The sequence below is a fragment of the Sphingomonas sp. 4RDLI-65 genome (assembly GCF_049472435.1).
Taxonomy (GTDB): domain Bacteria; phylum Pseudomonadota; class Alphaproteobacteria; order Sphingomonadales; family Sphingomonadaceae; genus Sphingomonas.
In genome coordinates this window covers 308,305-328,489 of sequence record NZ_JBCEBT010000002.1, presented here as the reverse complement: position 1 = coordinate 328,489, position 20,185 = coordinate 308,305, and the positions used below count along the sequence as shown (strand labels likewise).

Annotated in this window: 17 protein-coding genes; 6 read left to right on the top strand and 11 right to left on the bottom strand. The window is 68.5% G+C overall.

Features of this window, described 5'->3' with window-relative positions; translation table 11 throughout:
- Nucleotides 1–471 precede the first annotated feature (471 nt).
- From VH567_RS06505 to VH567_RS06480, 6 genes are all read right to left on the bottom strand, one after another.
- Nucleotides 472–1,824, bottom strand: a complete 1,353-nt coding sequence (locus tag VH567_RS06505; protein WP_423324327.1) for an ammonium transporter — start codon at nucleotides 1,822–1,824, stop codon at nucleotides 472–474.
- Nucleotides 1,825–1,862: 38 nt separating this feature from the next.
- On the bottom strand, nucleotides 1,863–2,201 hold the full coding sequence (locus tag VH567_RS06500) for a P-II family nitrogen regulator (protein ID WP_056053652.1): 339 nt from the start codon (nucleotides 2,199–2,201) through the stop codon (nucleotides 1,863–1,865).
- Between the two features lie 266 nt (nucleotides 2,202–2,467).
- Nucleotides 2,468–4,030: a bifunctional phosphoribosylaminoimidazolecarboxamide formyltransferase/IMP cyclohydrolase gene (gene purH / locus VH567_RS06495; RefSeq protein ID WP_423324324.1), complete on the bottom strand. Its 1,563-nt coding sequence runs from the start codon at nucleotides 4,028–4,030 to the stop codon at nucleotides 2,468–2,470.
- A 211-nt stretch (nucleotides 4,031–4,241) separates the two neighbouring features.
- A complete protein-coding gene (locus VH567_RS06490) occupies nucleotides 4,242–5,978 on the bottom strand; it encodes a heparinase II/III family protein (protein ID WP_423324322.1) in 1,737 nt (578 codons plus the stop codon).
- On the bottom strand, nucleotides 5,975–6,631 hold the full coding sequence (gene rpe, locus VH567_RS06485) for a ribulose-phosphate 3-epimerase (RefSeq protein WP_423324320.1): 657 nt from the start codon (nucleotides 6,629–6,631) through the stop codon (nucleotides 5,975–5,977). Before rpe ends, VH567_RS06490 begins: the two co-directional genes overlap by 4 nt.
- A 126-nt stretch (nucleotides 6,632–6,757) precedes the next feature.
- Nucleotides 6,758–8,035, bottom strand: a complete 1,278-nt coding sequence (locus tag VH567_RS06480) for an RsmB/NOP family class I SAM-dependent RNA methyltransferase (RefSeq protein WP_423324318.1) — start codon at nucleotides 8,033–8,035, stop codon at nucleotides 6,758–6,760.
- 106 nt (nucleotides 8,036–8,141) lie between these two features.
- Here VH567_RS06480 and VH567_RS06475 point away from each other — a divergent pair, with 106 nt between their 5' ends.
- Together VH567_RS06475 and VH567_RS06470 are read left to right on the top strand one after the other, a co-directional pair.
- Nucleotides 8,142–8,300 (top strand): DUF1674 domain-containing protein, encoded by a 159-nt coding sequence (locus VH567_RS06475; RefSeq protein WP_423324316.1) that lies wholly within the window; start codon nucleotides 8,142–8,144, stop codon nucleotides 8,298–8,300.
- Nucleotides 8,301–8,508: 208 nt separating this feature from the next.
- On the top strand, nucleotides 8,509–10,365 hold the full coding sequence (locus tag VH567_RS06470) for an AsmA family protein (RefSeq protein WP_423324314.1): 1,857 nt from the start codon (nucleotides 8,509–8,511) through the stop codon (nucleotides 10,363–10,365).
- Nucleotides 10,366–10,575: 210 nt separating this feature from the next.
- On the opposite strand, the gene VH567_RS06465 is transcribed toward VH567_RS06470, so the two are convergent.
- Both VH567_RS06465 and tsaD read right to left on the bottom strand, forming a co-directional pair.
- On the bottom strand, nucleotides 10,576–11,553 hold the full coding sequence (locus VH567_RS06465) for an NAD(P)H-dependent glycerol-3-phosphate dehydrogenase (protein WP_423324312.1): 978 nt from the start codon (nucleotides 11,551–11,553) through the stop codon (nucleotides 10,576–10,578).
- Nucleotides 11,550–12,575 carry a tRNA (adenosine(37)-N6)-threonylcarbamoyltransferase complex transferase subunit TsaD gene (gene tsaD, locus VH567_RS06460; protein WP_423324310.1) on the bottom strand — a complete coding sequence of 342 codons (1,026 nt, stop codon included), beginning with the start codon at nucleotides 12,573–12,575 and terminating at the stop codon, nucleotides 11,550–11,552. The genes VH567_RS06465 and tsaD overlap by 4 nt, the downstream gene beginning before the upstream one ends.
- A 64-nt stretch (nucleotides 12,576–12,639) precedes the next feature.
- On the opposite strand from tsaD, the gene hemC reads away from it, so the two are divergent.
- Nucleotides 12,640–13,545 (top strand): hydroxymethylbilane synthase, encoded by a 906-nt coding sequence (gene hemC, locus VH567_RS06455; RefSeq protein WP_423324308.1) that lies wholly within the window; start codon nucleotides 12,640–12,642, stop codon nucleotides 13,543–13,545.
- Nucleotides 13,542–15,314: a uroporphyrinogen-III synthase gene (locus VH567_RS06450; RefSeq protein ID WP_423324306.1), complete on the top strand. Its 1,773-nt coding sequence runs from the start codon at nucleotides 13,542–13,544 to the stop codon at nucleotides 15,312–15,314. The genes hemC and VH567_RS06450 overlap by 4 nt, the downstream gene beginning before the upstream one ends.
- A gap of 71 nt (nucleotides 15,315–15,385) precedes the next feature.
- On the opposite strand, the gene VH567_RS06445 is transcribed toward VH567_RS06450, so the two are convergent.
- The 3 genes from VH567_RS06445 to VH567_RS06435 form a co-directional block, all read right to left on the bottom strand.
- Nucleotides 15,386–15,616: a hypothetical protein gene (locus VH567_RS06445; protein WP_423324304.1), complete on the bottom strand. Its 231-nt coding sequence runs from the start codon at nucleotides 15,614–15,616 to the stop codon at nucleotides 15,386–15,388.
- Between the two features lie 47 nt (nucleotides 15,617–15,663).
- Nucleotides 15,664–15,900: a hypothetical protein gene (locus VH567_RS06440; protein WP_423324302.1), complete on the bottom strand. Its 237-nt coding sequence runs from the start codon at nucleotides 15,898–15,900 to the stop codon at nucleotides 15,664–15,666.
- Between the two features lie 94 nt (nucleotides 15,901–15,994).
- On the bottom strand, nucleotides 15,995–16,780 hold the full coding sequence (locus tag VH567_RS06435) for a DUF72 domain-containing protein (protein WP_423324300.1): 786 nt from the start codon (nucleotides 16,778–16,780) through the stop codon (nucleotides 15,995–15,997).
- 214 nt (nucleotides 16,781–16,994) lie between these two features.
- On the opposite strand from VH567_RS06435, the gene VH567_RS06430 reads away from it, so the two are divergent.
- Both VH567_RS06430 and VH567_RS06425 read left to right on the top strand, forming a co-directional pair.
- Nucleotides 16,995–19,031 (top strand): HAD-IIB family hydrolase, encoded by a 2,037-nt coding sequence (locus tag VH567_RS06430; protein ID WP_423324298.1) that lies wholly within the window; start codon nucleotides 16,995–16,997, stop codon nucleotides 19,029–19,031.
- The gene (locus tag VH567_RS06425) at nucleotides 19,028–20,185 is read left to right on the top strand and encodes a glycosyltransferase (protein WP_423324296.1); all 1,158 of its coding nucleotides are present in this window, start codon (nucleotides 19,028–19,030) and stop codon (nucleotides 20,183–20,185) included. The genes VH567_RS06430 and VH567_RS06425 overlap by 4 nt, the downstream gene beginning before the upstream one ends.

The following is a 20,185-nucleotide window of genomic DNA, read 5'->3' as shown; positions in this document are numbered from 1 at the left end:
ATACACGCCCTCGATACGCTCCTGACGGAGCTACTCGGTCGCTACTCAGCACGAACGGATGGGGGTGTTCGCGCTGGTAGTATTGGGTTTCCGTACCGCCAGAGGCCGGGATCCGATTTGCGAGGTCGATGTAACAAGGGACAGTCCTTCGTTATCGCCGTCCCCTAATTGGGCCCGGGCCTTCGCCGGGGTGGTGCCGGCGCTTAGGACTTGAGTGCCGATCGATGCCGGCGAACGGCAATCTTCTGCTCCCCTCCCGCAGGCGGGAGAGGGATCTAACCATCGTCGCTTTGCTTGGTTCTGAGCTCCTGCTTTCGCGGGCGAACAGGAGCGCCGTTACCCTTCCTCCACGAACTCGATCGAAGTCCCACTTCGGTCGACATAAAAAAAGGCCCGGTGTGTTGCCACACCGAGCTAAGGTTGTCCGCAGGAGGAACGTCGTGGGTGCGGGCTCGACTGGCCCGCTACCGATCAGTTGTAGGCGCGCTCGCCATGTTCGCCGATGTCGAGACCCTCGTGCTCGACTTCCGGCGAGACCCGCAGGCCGGTGACGGCCTTGGCTACGTAGATCGCGATCGTGGTGCCGATCGTGGCCCAGATGATCGTCACGATCACCGCCTGGAACTGCACGAAGAGCTTGGCGCCCATCGCATAGTCCGCAGCCCCGGGCCCGCCGAGCGACGGGGCGTAGACCACCGCGGTGCCGATCGCGCCGATCATGCCGCCGATGCCGTGGATCCCGAAGGCGTCAAGCGAGTCGTCGTAACCGAGCATCGGCTTGAGCTTCGACACCGCCATGAAGCAGACGATCGAGGCGATCGCGCCGAGGACGATGGCGCCGAACGGGCCCGAGTTGCCCGCAGCCGGCGTGACCGCGACGAGGCCGGCGACGATGCCCGAGCAGAAGCCCAAAGCCGAACCCTTGTGACCCGAGAGCTTCTCGGCAAGCATCCAGAACAGGCCGGCAGAGGCCGTGGCGACGAAGGTGTTGAGCATTGCGAGGGCGGCCGAGCCGTTCGCCTCGAGTGCCGAGCCGGCGTTGAAGCCGAACCAGCCGACCCAGAGCAGCCCGGTGCCGATCCCGGTCATGACCAGCGAGTGCGGTGCCATCGGCTCCTTGGGGTAGCCGATACGCTTGCCGAGGATCAGCGCCGCGACCAGCGCAGAGACGCCGGCGTTGATGTGGACGACGGTGCCGCCGGCGAAATCGAGTGCGCCTGCCTTGAAGAAATAGCCGCTCGATGCCCACACCATGTGCGCGATCGGGAAGTATACGATGGTGAGCCAGACGAGGCCGAACACCATCACCGCCGAGAACTTCATGCGCTCGACGACCGAGCCCAGGACCAGCGCGATGGTGATCGCGGCGAAGGTCATCTGGAAACAGATGAAGACATATTCGGGGATCTCGACGCCGGCGGTGAAGGTCGCCGCCTGCGAGGCGGGCGTGACGCCCTTCAGGAACGCCTTGTCGAAGCTGCCGATGAAGTTGCTGAGCAGCGGGTTGGTAACGTCCGGACCGAACGCCAGCGTATAGCCCCACATCACCCAGATAAGCATCGCGAGTGCCGCGACGGCGCCGATCTGAGTCATGGTCGACAGCATGTTCTTCGACCGCGTGAGGCCGCCGTAGAACAGCGCGAGGCCGGGCAGGATCATCATCAGGACGAGGACCGTCGAGGTCATCATCCAGGCGGTGTCGCCCTTGTTCACGGTCGCGACAACCGGTGCGACTGCAGGAGCTGCAACCTCCTGTGCCCAGGCTGGTACGGCGGCGATCATCGCAGCACCGAACCCCATAACCGCCGCAGCGGCTGTCTTCATATCATGCTTCATCGTGTCCCCCCTCGCGTCGTTCGTCATTACAGGGCTGAATCGTCGGTTTCGCCGGTGCGGATGCGTACCGCCTGGCCGACGTCGAGCACGAAGATCTTGCCATCGCCGATCGCGCCGGTGTTCGCCGAGGCCTGGATCGCCTCGACCACGCGGTCGGACAGGCTGGCGGCGCAGACCACCTCGATCTTGATCTTCGGCACCATGTTGGTGCTGTATTCGGCCCCGCGATAGATCTCGGTCTGGCCCTTCTGACGGCCGAACCCCTTGACCTCGGTGACCGTCATGCCCGCCACGCCGATCGTGGTGAGCGCTTCGCGCACCTCGTCGAGCTTGAACGGCTTGATGATGGCAATGACGAGTTTCATCGCGCCCCTTCCCCTTGTTACGGCAGGCGCCTCGCAATGTGCGTGCCAGTCGGGTTGTGGAGGGGTGGGGTGTGCTCGGAGAGCGGACAGCGGGGGTTTTGCGGTTAAAACTTGTGCAGTGCGGCGTGGGTGCCTCTTTTATGGGCAGCCTTGCCGCAGCCCCTGTTCTCCCGCGAAGGCGGGAGCCCAGGGTTACGAACGATGGCGTTTGTGGTCCTGGGCCCCCGCTTTCGCGGGGGAACAGTTAGAGCATGCGGTCTTCGAACTCAGTGGCGGAAGTGGCGCATGCCGGTGAAGACCATGGCGAGGCCGGCTTCGTCCGCGGCGGCGATGACGTCGGCGTCGCGGATCGAGCCGCCGGGCTGGATCACCGCCGTCGCGCCGGCCTCGACCGCCGCCAGCAGGCCGTCGGCGAACGGGAAGAACGCGTCGGAGGCGACTGCCGAGCCGATCGTACGCGGGGCGGGCCAGCCGGCTTTTTCGGCGGCGTCCTTGGCTTTCCATGCGGCGATGCGCGCGGATTCGAGGCGGTTCATCTGGCCGGCGCCGATGCCGGCGGTGCTGCCGTCCTTGGCGTAGACGATCGCGTTGGACTTGGTGTGCTTGGCGACGGTCCAGGCGAAGCGGCAGTCGAGGAGTTCCTGCTCGGTCGGCTGGCGCTTGGTGACGACCTTCAGCTCTCCGGGCGTGCCGTTGTCGCGGCCCTGGACGAGCCAGCCGCCGGCGATCGACTTTGCCGTCAGACCTGCGCGGGCGGGATCGGGAAGGTCGCCGGTGAGCAGCAAGCGGAGGTTCTTCTTGGCGGCGAACAGCGCGATCGCTTCTTCATCCGCGTCGGGGGCGACGACGACTTCGGTGAAGATGCCGGTGATTGCGCGCGCGGTTTCGGCGTCGAGCTTGCGGTTGACGGCGATGATGCCACCGAATGCGGAGACCGTGTCGCAGGCGAACGCCGCGGCATAGGCTTCGGCGAGCGTGGCGCCGGTGGCGACGCCGCAGGGGTTGGCGTGCTTGACGATCACGACCGAGGGGGCTGCGTCGCGAAATTCTGCGATGAGTTCGAGCGCGGCGTCGGCGTCGTTGAGGTTGTTGTAGCTGAGTGCCTTGCCCTGAAGCTGGCGGGCCTGGCCGATGCCGCGGACGTTTCCTGACGCTGTATAGAACGCGGCGGACTGGTGGGGGTTCTCGCCGTAACGGAGCGTGTCGCCGCGCTTGAGCGTGATCGGCAGGGTGGTGGGGAATTGCTCGGCCTGGTCGACGGTGCCGAACCAGGTGGCGATGGCAGAGTCATACGCGGCGGTGGTCGCAAAGGCCTTTGCGGCGAGCTTCTTGCGGTCGTCGAGCGTGGTGGTGCCGCCGGAGACGAGCGCATAGTCGGCGGGGTCGGTGACGATCGCGACATAGGCGTGGTTCTTGGCCGCCGAACGCACCATGCTGGGGCCGCCGATGTCGATGTTCTCGATGATGGTGTCGCGGTCGGCGCCCTTCGCGACGGTGGCCTCGAACGGGTAGAGGTTGACGATGACGAGGTCGATCGCGCCGATCTTGTGCTCGGCCATCGAGGCGGCGTGGCCGGCGTCGTCGCGGACCGCGAGGAGGCCCCCGTGGACCATCGGGTGCAGCGTCTTGACGCGCCCGTCCATCATTTCGGGGAAGCCGGTGAGTTCGCTGACGTCGCGCACCGTGAGGCCGGCGGCGCGGAGGGCGGTGGCGGTGCCGCCGGTGGAGACGAGCTCGACACCGTGGCTCGCGAGCGCCTTGCCGAGATCGACGATCCCGGTCTTGTCGGAGACGGACAGGAGGGCGCGCTTGATCGGGATGCTGGTCATGGGAGTCTTTCGTCGGGGGTCGCCGTGCGGCGGTGCCTTAGCGTCGGTTGAGGTTTGGGAACAGGGGGCGGGTTGCTCCAACAACCGCGTGCGTCGCCCCAACCTCGTCATCCCCGCGCAGGCGGGGATCCATATACTCTGGAGTCGGCGCATCTATCGCGAGGTTAGCCAGTATGGGTTCCCGCCTCCGCGGGAATGACGAGTCTAGCTGTCAGGCCTTCTTCAGGGCCCAGCTTACGCTCGCGCCACCCGCCGCCGCCTCACCGGTGATCATCAGCTGCTGCGTTGCGACCGGGCGGCCATCGGCGTCGATCCAGACGCTGTCCTCGACCACCAGCGCGCCGCCGCGGCAGCGGAATTGCCACAAGGGGCCGCCGGGGAGGCGGAGGATCGCGCCCAGGCTGTCCGCGGTCGGGGAAACCTGCACGCCCGCGCCGAGGTGGAAGCGGATTGCGAACAACGACAAACCTGTGCGGCGTTTGCGGCCTTGCGGCAACAGCGCGTCCTCGCCGCGGAGTTCGCGGCCGTCGCCGGTCAGCATCAGCTGGCGGCGGTGGAGGAAGCCCCAGCGGCGGACATAACCGTCGTGACTCGCCTCGATCCGGCTGGCGGCATCCGATTCCTGGCGGCTCAGTTCGACTTCGCCGACGCCGCGGCCGAGCGTGCCATCGGCTAGGATCGCGGTCGAATTGCTGTCGGCGATCGTCAGCGTCGAGTGCGCCGCGGTCGAGCGCAGGCCCTCGACCATCGCGGGCGGGAGTTGGGCGATGCCCCCGCGCGCGCCGCCGCAATTGACGACGATCCGCGCCGGGCCGTCCGAGAATTCGAAGGCCAGCGTCGAGGCGCAGCCGCCTTCGACGAGGCGTGCGATCGGGGGCGGTGCGGCATCCACGATCAGCACCGCGGTGCCGGCGGCGAGGCGTTGATAACCCCAGTCGCGCGCCTGGCGCAGGGGGCGGGTGCGGACGCCGCTGGCTTCGATGACGGCGGCGACCTGCGTTTCGCTGGCCGGGCCGCCGCCCTGCCAGCTCGAAAGGCCGCGATCGGCGTGCGCTACGCCTAGCAATGCCGCGACCATCCGGGTGAGCGTGACCGCGACCGTCTCGGGGAGTTCGGCGCTGCGGGCGGCGTAGCTTTCCTGGAGCAGGGTGAGCAGCTGGATCGAGTCGAGCAGCATCGCCGGGCTGCGCGAGACCGAGCCGCCGTCGTCGAACAGACCGGTGCCTAGCGCGCGGAGGAGGCCGGCTTCACCGAACGCCTGGCGAGGCTCGCCGCCGGGGATCAGCAGGCCGGCGGCGACGACTCCGCACCAGGCGGCGATGCGGGGGGCGCCCGCCGGGGCCTTATCGGCGGTACGATCGAGGTGGAGCGCGCCCTTCGCGAGCGCGTTGAGCACCTTCGAGCGGTAGATCTGGTCGGAGGAGGACAGGATCAGCGGCGCGTGCGCGGTCCAGGCGAGGATGCGGCGGCCCCACATGTCCGGGCGCCACGCGATCCCACCCTGGGTGTCGGCGTGCGCGGTCAGCCAGAGGCCCATGAGGTATTCGGCGATCGGCGCACCCCGCGCGCGGGTCGCGACGGTCGACAGGTCGCGCAGCCAGGCGAAACTGTGAAGGTACTCGGCGAACGGCTTGGGGAGCGGCTTGGCGAGATCGAGCGTCTCGATATCGCGCGCTTCGCCGCGGAACGAGAGCACGCCTTCCAGCAAGAGCGTGCCGCGCGCAATGTCGCCCAGGATGGGGTCTTCGGGGACCGCGATCAGTTTGAGCGGATAGCGACCCTTGAGGCGGAGCGTGTGGAGCGGGGTGCGCCAGGTCAGCCGGTGGAAGCGCTCGGCAAGGCGATCGGCGAGCGACAGCCCCTTGTCGCCGCCGAGACGGATCAGGCGGCGGCCTTCGTCGATCCCGTCTGGCGCGGGCTCGGTCACGGGATCAGAGGTGTCGTTCACCCCCGCAACGCGGCGATGTTGGCGGCGTATTGTGACGGACCGCCGCGGAACACCGAGGTGCCGGCGACCAGCGCGTCGGCGCCCGCCTCGATGCAGCGTTTCGCCCATTCCGCGTCGACGCCGCCATCGACTTCGAGATCGATCGCACGGCCGCTTTTTTCGATCATCGTGCGGATCGCCGAGATCTTCTTGAGTTGGCTGGGGATGAAGCTCTGGCCGCCGAAGCCCGGGTTGACGCTCATCACGAGGACGAGGTCGACCATGTCCATGAGGTAGTCGAGCATCTTCGCCGGGGTGCCGGGGCAGATCACGACGCCGGCGCGCTTGCCGAGGCCCTTGATGTGCTGGAGCGAGCGGTGGATGTGCGGGCCGGCTTCGTAATGCACGGTGATGCAGTCGGCGCCGGCCTCCGCGAAAGCGTCGAGATACGCGTCGACGGGGGAGATCATCAGGTGGACGTCGAACGGCTTGGTGGTGACGCCGCGGACCGACTTCATGACCGCGGGGCCGAACGAGATGTTGGGGACGAAATGGCCGTCCATGACGTCGATGTGGATCCAGTCGGCACCGGCCGCGTCGATGGCGCGGACTTCCTCGCCGAGTTTCGAGAAATCGGCGGAAAGGATCGAGGGGGCGATGCGGACGGATTGCATGATTTTGTCCTAGCGCGGGATTGAGGTGGTGCGAAGTCGTGAAAATTACAGGCGTGCCCTCACCCTTCCCACGGCCAAGAGGCCGCGGGCCCCTTCCCTCTCCCCCGAGGGGAGAGGGGTATTGAGTTAGCTGCGCTTCAGGCGAGCGATGAAGAAGCCGTCGCAGCCGCCCTGGTCGGCGAGCATGCCGGGGAGCGTGCGGATGGTGCCGGTTTCCGTGGGTGTGATGCCGGCGGGGAGTTCGGACTGGTCGACCGGGGCGATCGTGTAGTCGCTGCGCGCGGACAGGAAGGCGTCGAGTTGCGCTTCGCCTTCGGAGGGTTCTAGCGAGCAGGTGGCGTACACCAACGTGCCACCGGGCTTCACCCAGTCGGCCGCCCTTGCGAAGATCCGCGCTTGCAACGCCGCGGTTTCGGCGATGATCGAGGGGCGGACGCGGTGGAGAACGTCGGGGTGGCGGCGGAAGATGCCCGTGGCGCTGCACGGCGCGTCGATCAGGATCGCGTCGGCGGGCTCGCTCGGCGCCCATTCGAGGATGTCGGCGTTGACGACCTCGGCCTTCAGATGCGTGCGATAGAGGTTCTCGCGGAGGCGCTTGATGCGGCTCTGCGAATTGTCGACCGAGGTGACGGTCCAGCCGGCCGCGGCGAGTTGGAGCGTCTTGCCGCCGGGGGCCGCGCAGAGATCGAGGACGTGGCCCTCCCCCTTCCCCAGCAACCGCGCGGGGAGCGAGGCGGCGATGTCCTGCACCCACCAGGCGCCGTCGCCGAACCCTGCCATGTCGGGGACCGGGTCGTGGTCACCCAGGCGCAGGTGGCCGGGCATGAAGCTCTCGCCGCCGAGCTTCTCGCGCCAGCCTTCGGTCTCGGACGGATCGGCGATCGTCAGGTCGAGCGGCGGCACCTGGGCGATCGCGCGGCCGGCGGCGTCGACCATCTCCTCGCCCCATGCGGCTTCCCAGCGCAGTTCGACCGGCGCCGGCAGCGTCGGCACTTCGGGGAGCAGCATGTTGGCGCGGAACAGCGTGCCGAACACGCCGTGCACCAGCTTGCGCGGACCGCCGTCGACCAAGGGCAGCACGGTCGAGATCGCGGCGTGCGAGGGGGTGCCGAGGATCAGCACCTGGACGAGCGCGATGCGCAGCGCCATTCGCGCCTTCGCATCGTCGGGCAGGTTGGTCTTGGTGACCGAATCGATCATCGCGTCGAGATCGGGGAGGCGACGCAGCGTCTCGGCGGCGATCGCGTGCGCGAGGCCGCGATCGGGACCGTGGATCGCGCGGGTCGCGGCGGGCAAGGCGGATTCGAGCGACTCGCCGCGACGCAGGACGGCGTCGAGCAGGCGGAGCGCGGCGCGGCGGGTCGGGACGCCGAGCGGCTCGGGGGCGTGGGTATAGTCGGGCATATGAAGGTCCTTCGCGTTCGGTTTGCCGCGTGGCTGTTATGGCAAAGTCGCGCGACAGCGCCCATGTGGCGGTTACGACGCCAACACGCAAATCCGGAGAGCGACGATGGGCCAGCGCCCCGATCATGTGAAGCCACCCGAATATCTGGCGAAGATGACGCCGGTACCGAAACCCGAGCCGATCGTGCCGGACAAGGACCCCGAACCGCGCGATCCTACGCGCTATGGGGATTGGGAGCTGAAGGGCATGGCGATCGATTTCTGATCGCGTTTTACCTTCTTCCACCCCGGCGGAGGCCGGGGCCCAATTGGAGAGGTGGTCGTAACGTAGCGCCGCCCTTGGTTAGCGACGTTTCCCAATTGGGCCCCGGCCTTCGCCGGGGTGGTGTATCGTTGAGAGCGTACGGTATTAAATCTACGCCAGCGATCCTGACGCAGGCGGAACGAATGCCCGTTCGGCGCGTCGCGGTAAGATGAGGGGATTCTTCGAGAAACGCTGGGTCAAGGTTACCGGCATCGTCGTCGCGAGCGTGCTCGTGCTGGGGCTGGTGGGGCTTGCCGCGTTTCCGTGGGGATCGCTGAAGGGCGTGATCGAGCGGCAGCTGACCGCAAGGTTCGGGCGGCCGGTAACGATCGGCGGGATCGAGCGAGTCGACACGTTCGGGTTCAATCCGACGATCCGGATCACTGATGTGCGCATTCCGCAAGCGGCATGGGCGGGCAAGGACGACTTCGTTCAGCTGCGAGAGGCCGAGGCGACGTTCTCTGGAATGGGCTTGATCAAAGGCGCGTTCGGGCCACGGGACGTGAAGGCGCGCGGGCTGCATCTCGTGCTGGTGCGCGACAAGAACGGGCGCACGAATTGGGAGCGGCCGGGCAAGCCCAAGGGCGGTGGGAGTTCGACCGATCTCGACGGGCTGACGATCAGCGACAGCGTGATCGAGTATCGCGACGACAAGCAGGACCGCTTCGTCAAGGCGCGGTTCGCCTCCGATCCGGTGCATGGGATTCGCGCCAACGGTAGTGGGACCATTCGCGGTGCGGCCGTTCGGATCGCGGTCGCGGGGCCATCGGTGGAGAAATTCCAGGGCAAGCCGTGGCCGTTTACCGCGTCGATCGATGGCGATGCTCTTTCGATTTCTGCCAAGGGGCTGATGGACAAGCCGCTTGATACCGATGCGATGAGCCTCGACGTGACTGCACGCGCGACCGACCTGAAGCTGATCGACGCGGTGATCGAGGCGGGGCTGTTCCGGACGCAGCCGGTATCGTTCAGCGCGCATGTCCGCCACGACCAGCCGAAATGGACGATCACGCAGCTGAAGGGCGTTGTCGGGCGCTCCGATTTCGCGGGGCACGTAACGGTCGACAAGCAGGCGGGGCGCAGCAAGGTCGATGGCGACATCGTCTCGCGCCAGTTCGACTTCGGCGATCTGGCGTCGGACGAGGGCAAGGCCGAGGGCGCCGCGCTGGAACGTCGGATCGGGCCGCGGCTGGTGCCCAATACGCGGATCGACATCGGCAAGATCGATACGACGGACGCGCGGATGGGGTTTCGGATCGGGCGGATCGTCAGCGGCAAGGGCAAGTCGCCGATCCTGTCCGCGAAGGGCACGCTGGCGATCGATCACCAGTTGCTGACGCTCAGCGATCTGGTCGCGCGGCTGCCGCATGGCAATGTCACGGGCAAGGTGACGGTCGACCAGCGCGGCGACCGGACGGTGCCGACGGTCGATATCGACCTCAGGCTGCGCGGCAGCAGCGTGCAGGATATCGCGGGCGGCGGCGGCGATTTCAGCGGCAACGTCAGTGCGCGGGTGCGGTTGAAGGGGCCGGGCGCGACGATCCGTGCGGCGGTCGGGCGGTCGAACGGCTCGATCGGGTTCGTCGCGCGCGATGGGCACCTGCCGCAGGGGATCGCGGCGGCGCTGGGGTTCGATGCGGCGCGGGCGCTGCTGGCTAAGGATGGCGAGCGCGCGGGTCTGCGCTGCGTGGTGTTGAAGCTCGACGTGACGCGCGGGCGCGGGCAGGTCGATCCGATGATCGTCGATACGACGGCCAGTCAGTTGCGCGGGGCTGGGAGCGTGGTGTTTCCGGGCGAGACGCTGGATATCCGGCTGACCGGGACGCCGAAGGAGCGGGCGCTGCTGCGGTTGCCGGGGTCGGCGTACATGACCGGGACGATCGAGCGGCCGACCGTGACGATCCCTCCGGAAGTGAAGTCGGTGGGGAATATCTTCAAGGCGATCGGGCGGGCGATTTCGGGGAAGCAGGGGCCGACGGCGAACGACGCGGATTGCTCGGGGCTGGCGGCACGCGTGTTGCGGTGACCTCTAATCCTCCCCCGCCAGGGGGAGGTGTCGCGAAGCGACGTAGGGTGAGGACATGATGCAGAGGTTACCTCTTACCTCCCCCTCCGTCTGGCAAGCGCCAGCCAACTCCCCCTGGCGGGGGAGGATCGCAAGGTCAGCGCCCTTGTTCTCCCGCGAAGGCGGGAGCCCAGTCTGGGTCCCCGCCTTCGCGGGGAAACAGTCTTGGGGTTAGCCCGCCTCGCCCTTTAACGGCCGCGCCAAGAGGTCGCCGATTACGTCGCCTACGGGGGCGCCTTCCAACAGGCGGCAGACGGCTTCGGTGATGGGCATGTCGACACGCGCGTCGCGCGCGGCTTCGCGGAGGACGGGGGCGGTGAAGGCGCCTTCTGCTACCGTGCGGCGATCGGACAGGAGGGTGGCGGCGGAGTCGCCTCGCCCCAGACCGACACCGAGCGAGAAGTTGCGGGAGCTGGTCGAGGAGCAGGTCAGGACGAGGTCGCCCAGCCCCGACAGCCCGGCGAGGGTTTCCGCGCGCGCGCCCCTGGCGAGGCCGAAGCGGGTCATTTCGGCGAAGCCGCGCGCGATCAGGGCGGCGCGGGCGTTCTGGCCGAGGCCTGCGCCCTCGACGACGCCGCAGCCGATTGCGAGGACGTTCTTCACCGCGCCGCCGATCTCCGCGCCGGCGACGTCGGTCGAGGCGTAGGTGCGGAAATGGCGCGCTGCCAAGCGCGCCGCGAGGCGTTCGCCGAGGTCGGCGTCCTCGCAGGCCAGCGTGACCGCCGTGGGAAGTCCGGCGGCGACTTCGTGCGCGAACGTGGGCCCGGAGAGCACGGCGATCGGCGCATTCGGGTGGACGGCGCGCGCGACTTCGCCGACGAGACGCTTGCTGCCGGCTTCGATGCCCTTGGCGCAGAGGACGAGCGGGATGCGGCCGATCGGCGCGGCGGCGAGGACGCTTCCGACATGCTGTGCGGGAGCGACGACGAGGATCGCGTCCATGTCGGCGAGTGCGGCGAGATCTTCGGTGGCGCGGATCGTTGGGGAGAGCGCTACGCCGGCTAGGAACAGCGCGTTCTCGTGGTGCGCGTTGATCGACTCGACGACCGCGGTTTCTCGCGCCCAGAGGATCACGTCGCGGCCTTCATGCGCGGCGACCTGTGCGAGTGCGGTGCCCCAGGCGCCACCGCCGATGACGCCGATTTTCATGCCTTCACTCCTGCACCGCGGACCGCTTCGGCGGTCAGATCGAGCGGCCAGCGCGGGCGCGCGGCGACGTCGAGTGGGTCGGTGAGACCGGCGGCAAAGCGCTCGGCACCCGCCCAGGCGATCATCGCCGCGTTGTCGGTGCAGAGCCACAAAGGCGGCGCGACGAAGCGGAGGCCGTGGACGCTCGCAAGGGACTGCAATGCTGAGCGGACCGCGGTGTTGGCCGCGACCCCGCCGGCGACCACCAGCGCGGTGGCTCCGTGCGAGGTCCGCAACGCCTTGGTCGTGCGGTCGATCAGGCAATCCACCACGGCGGCCTGGAACGAAGCAGCGAGGTCCTCGGGCGAATATTGGCCGACGACGCGCGCGACCGCGCTCTTGAGGCCGGCGAACGAGAAATGCGGTTCGGCCGAGCCTTTCAGCGGACGTGGCAGCGGGACCGCCTTCGGATTGCCGAGCGCGGCGGCGCGTTCGACCGCGGGGCCGCCGGGAAAGCCGAGGCCGAGCAGCTTGGCGGTCTTGTCGAAGGCTTCGCCTGCCGCGTCGTCGATCGTCGTCGCCAACCGCCGATACGCGCCGACGCCTTCGACGAGCAGCAGCTGGCAATGCCCGCCAGAGACCAGCAGCAGCAGATACGGAAATTCGAGATCGGGGTCGGACAGTCGCGGTGAGAGCGCGTGGCCTTCGAGGTGGTTGACCGCGATCAGGGGCTTACCCGCAGCGTGCGCGAGCGCCTTGCCGGTGACCAGCCCGACCATGACGCCGCCGATCAGCCCCGGCCCAGCGGTCGCGGCGATCGCGTCGACGTCGGCTAGCGTCAGCTTCGCGTCGGCGAGGGCCGCGACGATCAGCGGTTCGAGTGCCTCGACATGCGCGCGCGCGGCGATTTCGGGGACGACGCCGCCGAACGGGGCGTGCGCCGCCTCCTGTCCGAGCAGCCGGTGCGCGAGGACCTGGCGGTCGCCGGTGACGAGCGCGGCGGCGGTTTCGTCGCAGGAGGATTCTATGCCGAGGATGATCATCGCGGCTTTCTATAGTGCCTGCCGGTGCTTGTCGAAGGCCTGCCGTTTATGCATGGCGCACGGGATGACTCGTTTTCGGCTCGGTACGCGCGGTTCGCCGCTGGCGCTCACCCAGGCGGGCATGGTGCGCGATGCACTGTGCGCGGCGCATGGCTGGTCGCCCGACGCGATCGAGATCGTCGTGATCCGCACCACCGGCGACCGCGTGCAGGATCGCGCGCTGGCCGAGATCGGTGGCAAGGCGCTGTGGACCAAAGAGCTTGATCGCGCGCTGCACGATGGCGATATCGACTGCGCGGTGCATTCGATGAAGGACGTCGAGACGATCCGTCCCCAGACGCTGCGGATAGCGGCGATGCTTCCGCGTGCCGACGTCCGCGACCGGCTGATCGGGGCGGAGACGCTTGCCGATTTGCGGCAGGGCGCGGTGGTGGGGACGAGTTCGCCGCGACGGCGCGCGCAGATGCTGCGGCTGCGGCCCGACCTGGAGATCGTGCTGATCCGCGGCAACGTCGACACGCGGCTCGGCCGGGTGGCGAGCGGCGAGATGGATGCGACGTTGCTCGCCGCCGCTGGGCTCGACCGCCTCGGGCGCGATGATGGCCACGCAATTCCGACCGACGTGATGTTGCCGGCACCCGCTCAAGGTGCGGTCGGCGTCGAGGTGCTCGCCGGGAGTGCGGCGGGCGAGATCGTCGCGGCGATCGACCACCGCGACACGAGCCTGTGCGTGCTGACCGAACGCGCGCTGCTCGCGCGGCTGGGGGCGGATTGCCATTCGCCGGTCGCGGCACTGGCATCGCTCGCGGGTGAGACGCTGACGTTGCGCGCGGAACTGATCGCCGAGGATGGATCTTGCGACGTCGCGGGATCGATCGAGGGCACGGTCGACGACGATCTCGGGACGGCACTGGCGGAGGATCTGCTCGCGCGGGCGCCGGCGAGCGTCAGGCGGTTGTTTTCCGCATGAGGCCGGTCGTGGTGCTGCGGCCGGAACCGGGCAACACGCGCACCGCTGACGCCTTGCGCGCGCTAGGGCTGGAGGTGCGGCAGGTTCCGCTGTTCGCGGTGGCGCCGGTCGTCTGGACCGCGCCCGATCCTGCCGGGTTCGACGGACTGTTGCTGACGAGCGCGAACGCGGTGCGGCATGGCGGCGGGGGGCTGGACCTATTCAAGCGGCTGCCGGTCGTCGCGGTCGGCGCAGCGACGGCGGCGGCGGCGAGCGAGGCCGGGTTTGCGGTCGCGGTGACGGGCAGCGAGGATGCGCGCGCGGTGGTGGCCGAGGCGCGGGACCGGGGATTCGCGCGGTTGCTCCATCTCGCCGGGCGCGATCGGGCGCAGAGCGATGCTACCATTGATGGGATTGGTGACGGGATTGGTGACGGGGCCGGCGTCGAGACGGTCACGGTCTATGCGAGCGATGCCGTGCCGCTCGATGCCGATATCGGGCGATCGTTCGAGAATGCCCTTGTGCTCGTACATTCCGCGCGGGCGGCTGCCCGGCTGGGGGACATCGTCGCTGGGCGCGCGGATCGGGCGCGGATCGAGATCGTCGCGATCAGTCGCGCGGTGGGTGACGCCGCCGGACAAGACTGGGCCGCGGTCTCGATCGCGCCGCAGCCGAGCGATCCCGCGCTCGTCTCGCTCGCTGCTGCGCGGGCGGCGCGCCCTGTGGCTCGCGGCCCGGCCGAACACGCGGTGCAGCCCCCCGCCCCGCCACCCGCCCCGCCTCATGCCGCACCTGCGAACACGCGCGCGATTGACCATCCGGTGCGTGGCGGGGATAAGCACGCCATGAGCGACTACGTGCCGACCGATCGCCCACGGGCACGCGGGCCCAAAATGAGTGTAATCATCGTCCTGACGGCGCTCGCGTTCGTCGCCGGGCTTGGGCTGATGGCCTATGCGGCGAGAACGCTGCCCTGGTTTGGCGACAAGCAGGCGGCGAGCGCAAGTTCGACCGCGGCGGCGCAGAAGCTCGCGGCGGGCAACGCGGCCTATATTCCGTCGCAACCGCTTGGCGTGAACGGCGAGCCACAGGCCACGCCGCCGGTCGATACCGCAGTTCTGGCGACGCGCGAGGCGACGCTGGCAGGCCAGTTGTCGGTACTGGAGGCGCGCACCGCGGCGGTCACCACCGATGCCGCTGCCGCCGCGGGCCAGGCGACCCGCGCCGAAGGGCTGCTGGTGGCGTTCGCCGCGCGCCGTGCGCTGGATCGCGGGGTCGGGCTTGGTTATCTCGAGGAACAGCTGCGGCTGCGGTTCGGCCAGGCTCAGCCGCGTGCGACGACGCTGCTGATCCAGGCGGCGCGCCAGCCGGTGACGCTGGAGGACCTGCGCCAGGGGCTCGACGCGATCGCGCCCGATATCACTGCGTCGACCGGCGAGGGCTGGCTGGACACGATCCAGCACCAGATCGACACGTTGATCGTGCTGCGCAAGGCGGGCACGCCGTCGCCGATGCCCGCCGACCGCCTTGCGCGAGCGCGGCGGTTGCTGGCGGCGGGCCAGGTCGAGGCGGCCCGTGCGGAAGTCGCGCGGCTGCCGGGCGCTGACCAGGCGAGCAACTGGATGGATGCGGCGCGACACTATGTGGTTGCCCGCCAGGCACTCGACGTGATCGAGAACACCGCGCTGATCGGCCAGGCGGGCCAGCCTCAGCCGGCCCCGGTGGTGATCCCGGCGCCGGTCGTGGAGGTGCCCGAAGTCGAGACGCCGCCGGTGGCGACCGGGCTGTAACGGCCGGGTTGTAACGACCGGTCTTGGACCGGAAAAACGCGGTCAGTGGCGTCGACGGCCTGCGAAACGGCTCATTCCGCGGGGTGGCGATATTCAGGCGGGACAGGCTTGAAGATCGCCGCCAACGCGCACCCTATGACCAGGCCTGCAAGCACCAAGGGGCTGGGGCGGGCATCGCCGCGGATCACCTCGATCGCGCCGGTCACCGCGAGCCACGTGACAACCAGCAGGGACAATCTGGACACGAACATGCGCAGTCGAGGGGGTATCCGGTTTTTCAGTTGCGCGGTCCAACCCGTCATCGATATCTTCCTGTTTTGCAAAATACTGCCCAAACCACGGCCACGGGCTAGCGGCCGACCTCGGCTGGAAGCGTTGCCAGTGGCTTCCTCCTGCCCTTCAGGCCCGCTGCAAGCACGATGACCGCGCTGGACAGCAGGATACCGGAAACCAGCACGCCGACCGACAGCAGGCCGACGGTCGTGATCGAGGCGTCGAATGTCGTATGCGTCCCGATCCTGACCAAGACCTTGGCGGCGGGGTCGGTATCGATTTCGGTTCGGTCGAGGCGATCCAGTTTCGTCATGCACGGAAGGCTGAACCTTCGTCGGCCTGCGGGCAAGCCCCGTCCCGCTCGATCAAACCCGTTCGATCACATCCGCTCGATCAAACCCGTTCGATCAAACCCGTTCGATCAGGGCCATCGCGGCGTGTGGTGCACGTACCTTCGCGCCGTTGATGAAGAAGACGAAGGTGTCGCGGAGCTTCTTCGCCGGCGCCGCTTGCTCGACATAGGGCAGGCCGTCGGGTCGGCCGCCTGCCGCCCAGGTCTTGGCCTTCGCCGCCCACTCGTCGAGCGCGGTCGGGGCGTAGCCTGCGACGAAGCGCTCCTCGGCATCCTCGAGCCGCGCGTAGACGAAGTCGCCGGTGAGGTCGGCGATCGCGGGATATTCGGCGGACTGCGCGAACACGATCGCGACGCCCGCGTCGCGGCACATCGCGACGAATTCGGGTACCGCGAAACTCTCGTGCCGAACCTGGATCGCGTGGCGCAGCGCAAGGCCGTCCTGGCTGGCAGGCAACAGCTTGAGGAATGCGGCGAAATCGTCGGCGTCGAATTTCTTGGTGGCCATGAACTGCCACAGGATCGGTCCGAGCCGGTCGCCGAGCTCGACGATGCCCTGGCCGGTGAACTTCGCGATCGACTCGCCTGCGTCCGCGAGGACTTTCCGGTTGGTGCAGTAGCGCGAGGCCTTCAGCGCGAAGACGAAGCCGTCGGGCACTGCCTTGGCCCAGGAGGCGAAGGTCGCGGGCTTTTGGCTGCCGTAATAGGTGCCGTTGATCTCGATCGCGGTGACGCGTTCGGCGGCATAGTCGAGCTCGCGCTTCTGCGGCCATTTGTCGGGATAGAAGGTCCCGCGCCATGGCTCGTAGGTCCAGCCGCCGATTCCGATTCTTATGGTCATCGCGACAGTGTAGCGTGATCTCGACCGACTTGGCGATTGCGTCTTTCGGGTGATGGCGACCGCGTTGCTGGTCGAGGCAGAAGTCATGCTAATCTCGATCAGTCACTTTGCGACACGGCAACGGGCCCACGGCCGCAACCTTCGACCTGAACCGTACGTTAATGGCGGTCGGATCCGAGAGATCCCGTTTTACAAGGTTTAGGGATTTTGCCTGTTGTTCATCCTGTCGATCGCGCTTGGCGGATGTCTTAAGGGACCACCGATCGAATTCGGGATTACCGAGGATACCGGGGGTCACATCACCTATGCGCTCGGCGCGGCGCAGGCGCTGGCGGCGCGCGACGATGTCGACAGGGTGGAGATCGTCACCCGCCTGATCGACGATCCGGTGCTCGGCCCCGCCTATGCCGTGCCGTTCGAACCGGTCGCGGCGAAACTGGCGATCCGCCGGATCGACACCGGCAATCGCGGCTATCTCGGCAAGGGAACCGGCGCGGCCGACCGGCCCGCGTTCGCGCGGGCCCTGATCGCGCACATCGCGACGCTCACGCATCGTCCCGACGTCATCCATGCGCATTTTGCGGATGCGGCGGAGGTTGCGGCGCTGGTTCGCGACCGGTTCGACATCCCATTCGTCTACACCGCGCATTCGCTCGCGATCGACAAGGCAGGATGCTTCGCGGATCCGCATGCCGCGCTGGCGCCGCGTATCGCGGAAGAAGATCGTGCGATCGCCACCGCCGACGCGATCATCGCCTCCTCGCGCGACGAGGCGGAGCGGCAGTTGATGCTGTATCCGTCGGCCTGCCCGGCGAAGATTCACTGCGTGCCGCCGGGTGCCGGCCTTGCGGACACCGCGCCCGTGGACCTGGACCGCGCCCGCGCCCGCGCGCTGATCGCCCCGTTCCTGCGCGATCCCGACCGGCCGATCATCCTCGCCATCGCGCGACCGGTCGCCAAGAAGAACCTTGCCGGCCTGATCGACCTGTTCGCCGCCGACACGCGGCTGCGCGACCGGGCCAATCTGGTCATCGTGGCGGGATTGCGCGACGGACCCGATACCGGCGAGGACGAGCAACGGACGGTCATCGGCGCGCTGCTGGCCGGACTGGACCGCCACGACCTGTACGGAACGCTCGCCTTGCCCAAGCGGCACAGCGCGGGCGACGTCGCCTCGCTCTATGCGCTGGCCCGCGAGACCGGCGGCGTGTTCGTCAATCCCGCGCTGACCGAACCTTACGGACTGACGCTGACGGAGGCTGCGCTGCACGGCGTGCCGGTGGTCGCGACGAACCATGGCGGCCCCGCCGACATCGTCGCACGGCTGCGCCATGGCCGGGTCGCCGATCCGCGCGATCCCGGCAGTTTCGCCGACGCGATCAATGCGCTGCTCGACGACCGCGCCGAATGGGCGCGCGCCTCGCGGGCAGGGTCGATCAATGCGCGCATGCTCGACTGGAAGAGCTATGCCGCACGCTTCGTCGGCATCGTGAACGGCCTGCGCGCGGTCATGCCCGTGCGGCCGTCGCCCGCGCGGCTGTTGCTGTGCGACATCGACAATACGCTGACCGGCTGCACGGTCGGGGCGATCGGGATGGCGGCGTATCTGAAAAGCGAGCCGCGGCTCGCCTTCGGGGTCGCGACCGGGCGGTCGTTGCAGGAAGCGGAGCGGCTGCTGGTGGAATGGGGACAACCCGCGCCCGACGTGCTGATCACCTCGGTCGGCGCCGAAATCTACTGGCGCACGGGTGCCCGCCTGATCGCGGACGCCGAATACGCTGCACATATCGACGCGGGCTGGAACGCCGATACGATCGACGCGCGGGTCGCACGGCTGGTGGGGGTGGAACGGCAGCCGGCGGTGGAACAGCGGCGCCACAAAAGGAGCTATTTCGTCGAGGAACCCGCGGTGATCGCCGCGATCCGGATGGTCGTGGCCGACTTGCCCGTGCGCGTCATCCACAGTCACGGCCGACTGCTCGACATCGTGCCCGAACGCGCCGGCAAGGGCGCGGCAATGACCTGGGTGGCGCGCGTGCTGGGTATCGCGCGCGATCATGTCTATGCCGCAGGCGACAGCGGCAACGACCTCGACATGCTGACGCTGTGCCGCAACGGCATTCTCGTCGCCAACCACAGCGCCGAGCTGGCCGGACTGGTCGGCCGGCCGACGATCTATCTCGCGCGCGCGCCGCATGCCGCCGGGATCGTCGAAGGCATGCGCGCGCTTGCCACGGAGCGCGCCGCATGACGCGGCCGATCGGGTATTTCGTGCATCACCAGGGGCGCGGCCATGCCGAGCGCGCCGCCGCGATCGTCAACGCGCTGCCCGCGGACCGGCCGGTGACGCTGTTCTCGGCGCGGGCGGACATCTTTCCGCCCCTCGCGCCCCATGTCGCGGTCCAGACGATCCCGTCGCTGTTCGAGGCGACAGGCGATGCGCCGCCCGCCTTGGCGAACGCACGGACACCCGCGACGATGCACTGCGCGCCGCTCGGCTGGCACAGCATCACGCACGCGGTGGCGACGATCGCGACGTGGTTCGACAGCGCGCAGCCGGCGCTGTTCGTCACCGACGTGTCGGCCGAGCTCGCGCAGCTGGCGCGGATCGCGTCGATCCCGTGCGTCAGCGTGCTGCAGCACGGCGACCGCAGCGACGCCGGGCACATGGCGGCATATGAGTCCGCGCTCGGCATCCTGGCACCCTATGCGCCTTCGCTGGAGCAGCCGGGTCGGCCCGACTGGATGCTGGCCAAGACGCACTATGCGCCGGGCGTCGGTGTCGAGGTGGCATCGACCAGCCGCCACGATGCGAGGCTGGCGCTCGGATTGCCGATCGACGGCGAGATTGTCGTCGTCGTCGCAGGGGGTGGCGGCACCGGCACGCCGGCGACGCCGCTGACGCTCGGCGCGCGGGCGGAACCGAACGTGCTGTGGCTGACGATCGGCGCGGTCGAGCAGGAATGGCACGCCACCGCGCCCGGCAATCTGCGGCATCTCGGCTGGGTCGATACGCCCGCTTTGTATATCGCGGCGGCGGACCGGATCGTGTCGTCGGCGGGCAATACGACGGTGCACATGATCGCCGCGATCGGTCGCCCGTGGATCGTCGTGCCCGAATGGCGCTATTTCGACGAGCAGCTTTGGAAGGCGCGGATGCTCGACCGGGCCGGGGCGGCGATCATGCTCGACCATTGGCCGTCGCATGCCGGCGCGTGGACGCAGGCCTGGACGCGCGCGGCGGCGATCGATCTGGCACGTCAGCAGGCGCTGTTCGATACCAACGCCGCCGCCGATGTCGCATCATGGCTTTCGACGCTGGCCGACGATGCCTGGGCATTGCCGGTCGCCGCGCCTTCCCCCGATCCTATCCCCCTGCCCCTCCGTTCGCCCGTGAAAGCCTGA

Excerpts from the sequence above, each read along its gene's own strand:
- VH567_RS06500 (WP_056053652.1), bottom strand. The coding sequence starts at position 2,201 with ATGAAACTCGTCATTGCCATCATCAAGCCGTTCAAGCTCGACGAGGTG.
- VH567_RS06440 (WP_423324302.1), bottom strand. The coding sequence starts at position 15,900 with ATGACGAAACTGGATCGCCTCGACCGAACCGAAATCGATACCGACCCC.
- VH567_RS06425 (WP_423324296.1), top strand. The coding sequence starts at position 19,028 with ATGACGCGGCCGATCGGGTATTTCGTGCATCACCAGGGGCGCGGCCAT.
- VH567_RS06450 (WP_423324306.1), top strand. The coding sequence starts at position 13,542 with ATGAGGCCGGTCGTGGTGCTGCGGCCGGAACCGGGCAACACGCGCACC.
- VH567_RS06465 (WP_423324312.1), bottom strand. The coding sequence starts at position 11,553 with ATGAAAATCGGCGTCATCGGCGGTGGCGCCTGGGGCACCGCACTCGCA.
- rpe (WP_423324320.1), bottom strand. The coding sequence starts at position 6,631 with ATGCAATCCGTCCGCATCGCCCCCTCGATCCTTTCCGCCGATTTCTCG.
- purH (WP_423324324.1), bottom strand. The coding sequence starts at position 4,030 with ATGACCAGCATCCCGATCAAGCGCGCCCTCCTGTCCGTCTCCGACAAG.
- VH567_RS06470 (WP_423324314.1), top strand. The coding sequence starts at position 8,509 with ATGAGGGGATTCTTCGAGAAACGCTGGGTCAAGGTTACCGGCATCGTC.
- hemC (WP_423324308.1), top strand. The coding sequence starts at position 12,640 with ATGACTCGTTTTCGGCTCGGTACGCGCGGTTCGCCGCTGGCGCTCACC.
- VH567_RS06475 (WP_423324316.1), top strand. The coding sequence starts at position 8,142 with ATGGGCCAGCGCCCCGATCATGTGAAGCCACCCGAATATCTGGCGAAG.
- VH567_RS06445 (WP_423324304.1), bottom strand. The coding sequence starts at position 15,616 with ATGACGGGTTGGACCGCGCAACTGAAAAACCGGATACCCCCTCGACTG.
- VH567_RS06505 (WP_423324327.1), bottom strand. The coding sequence starts at position 1,824 with ATGAAGACAGCCGCTGCGGCGGTTATGGGGTTCGGTGCTGCGATGATC.
- tsaD (WP_423324310.1), bottom strand. The coding sequence starts at position 12,575 with ATGATCATCCTCGGCATAGAATCCTCCTGCGACGAAACCGCCGCCGCG.
- VH567_RS06435 (WP_423324300.1), bottom strand. The coding sequence starts at position 16,780 with ATGACCATAAGAATCGGAATCGGCGGCTGGACCTACGAGCCATGGCGC.
- VH567_RS06480 (WP_423324318.1), bottom strand. The coding sequence starts at position 8,035 with ATGCCCGACTATACCCACGCCCCCGAGCCGCTCGGCGTCCCGACCCGC.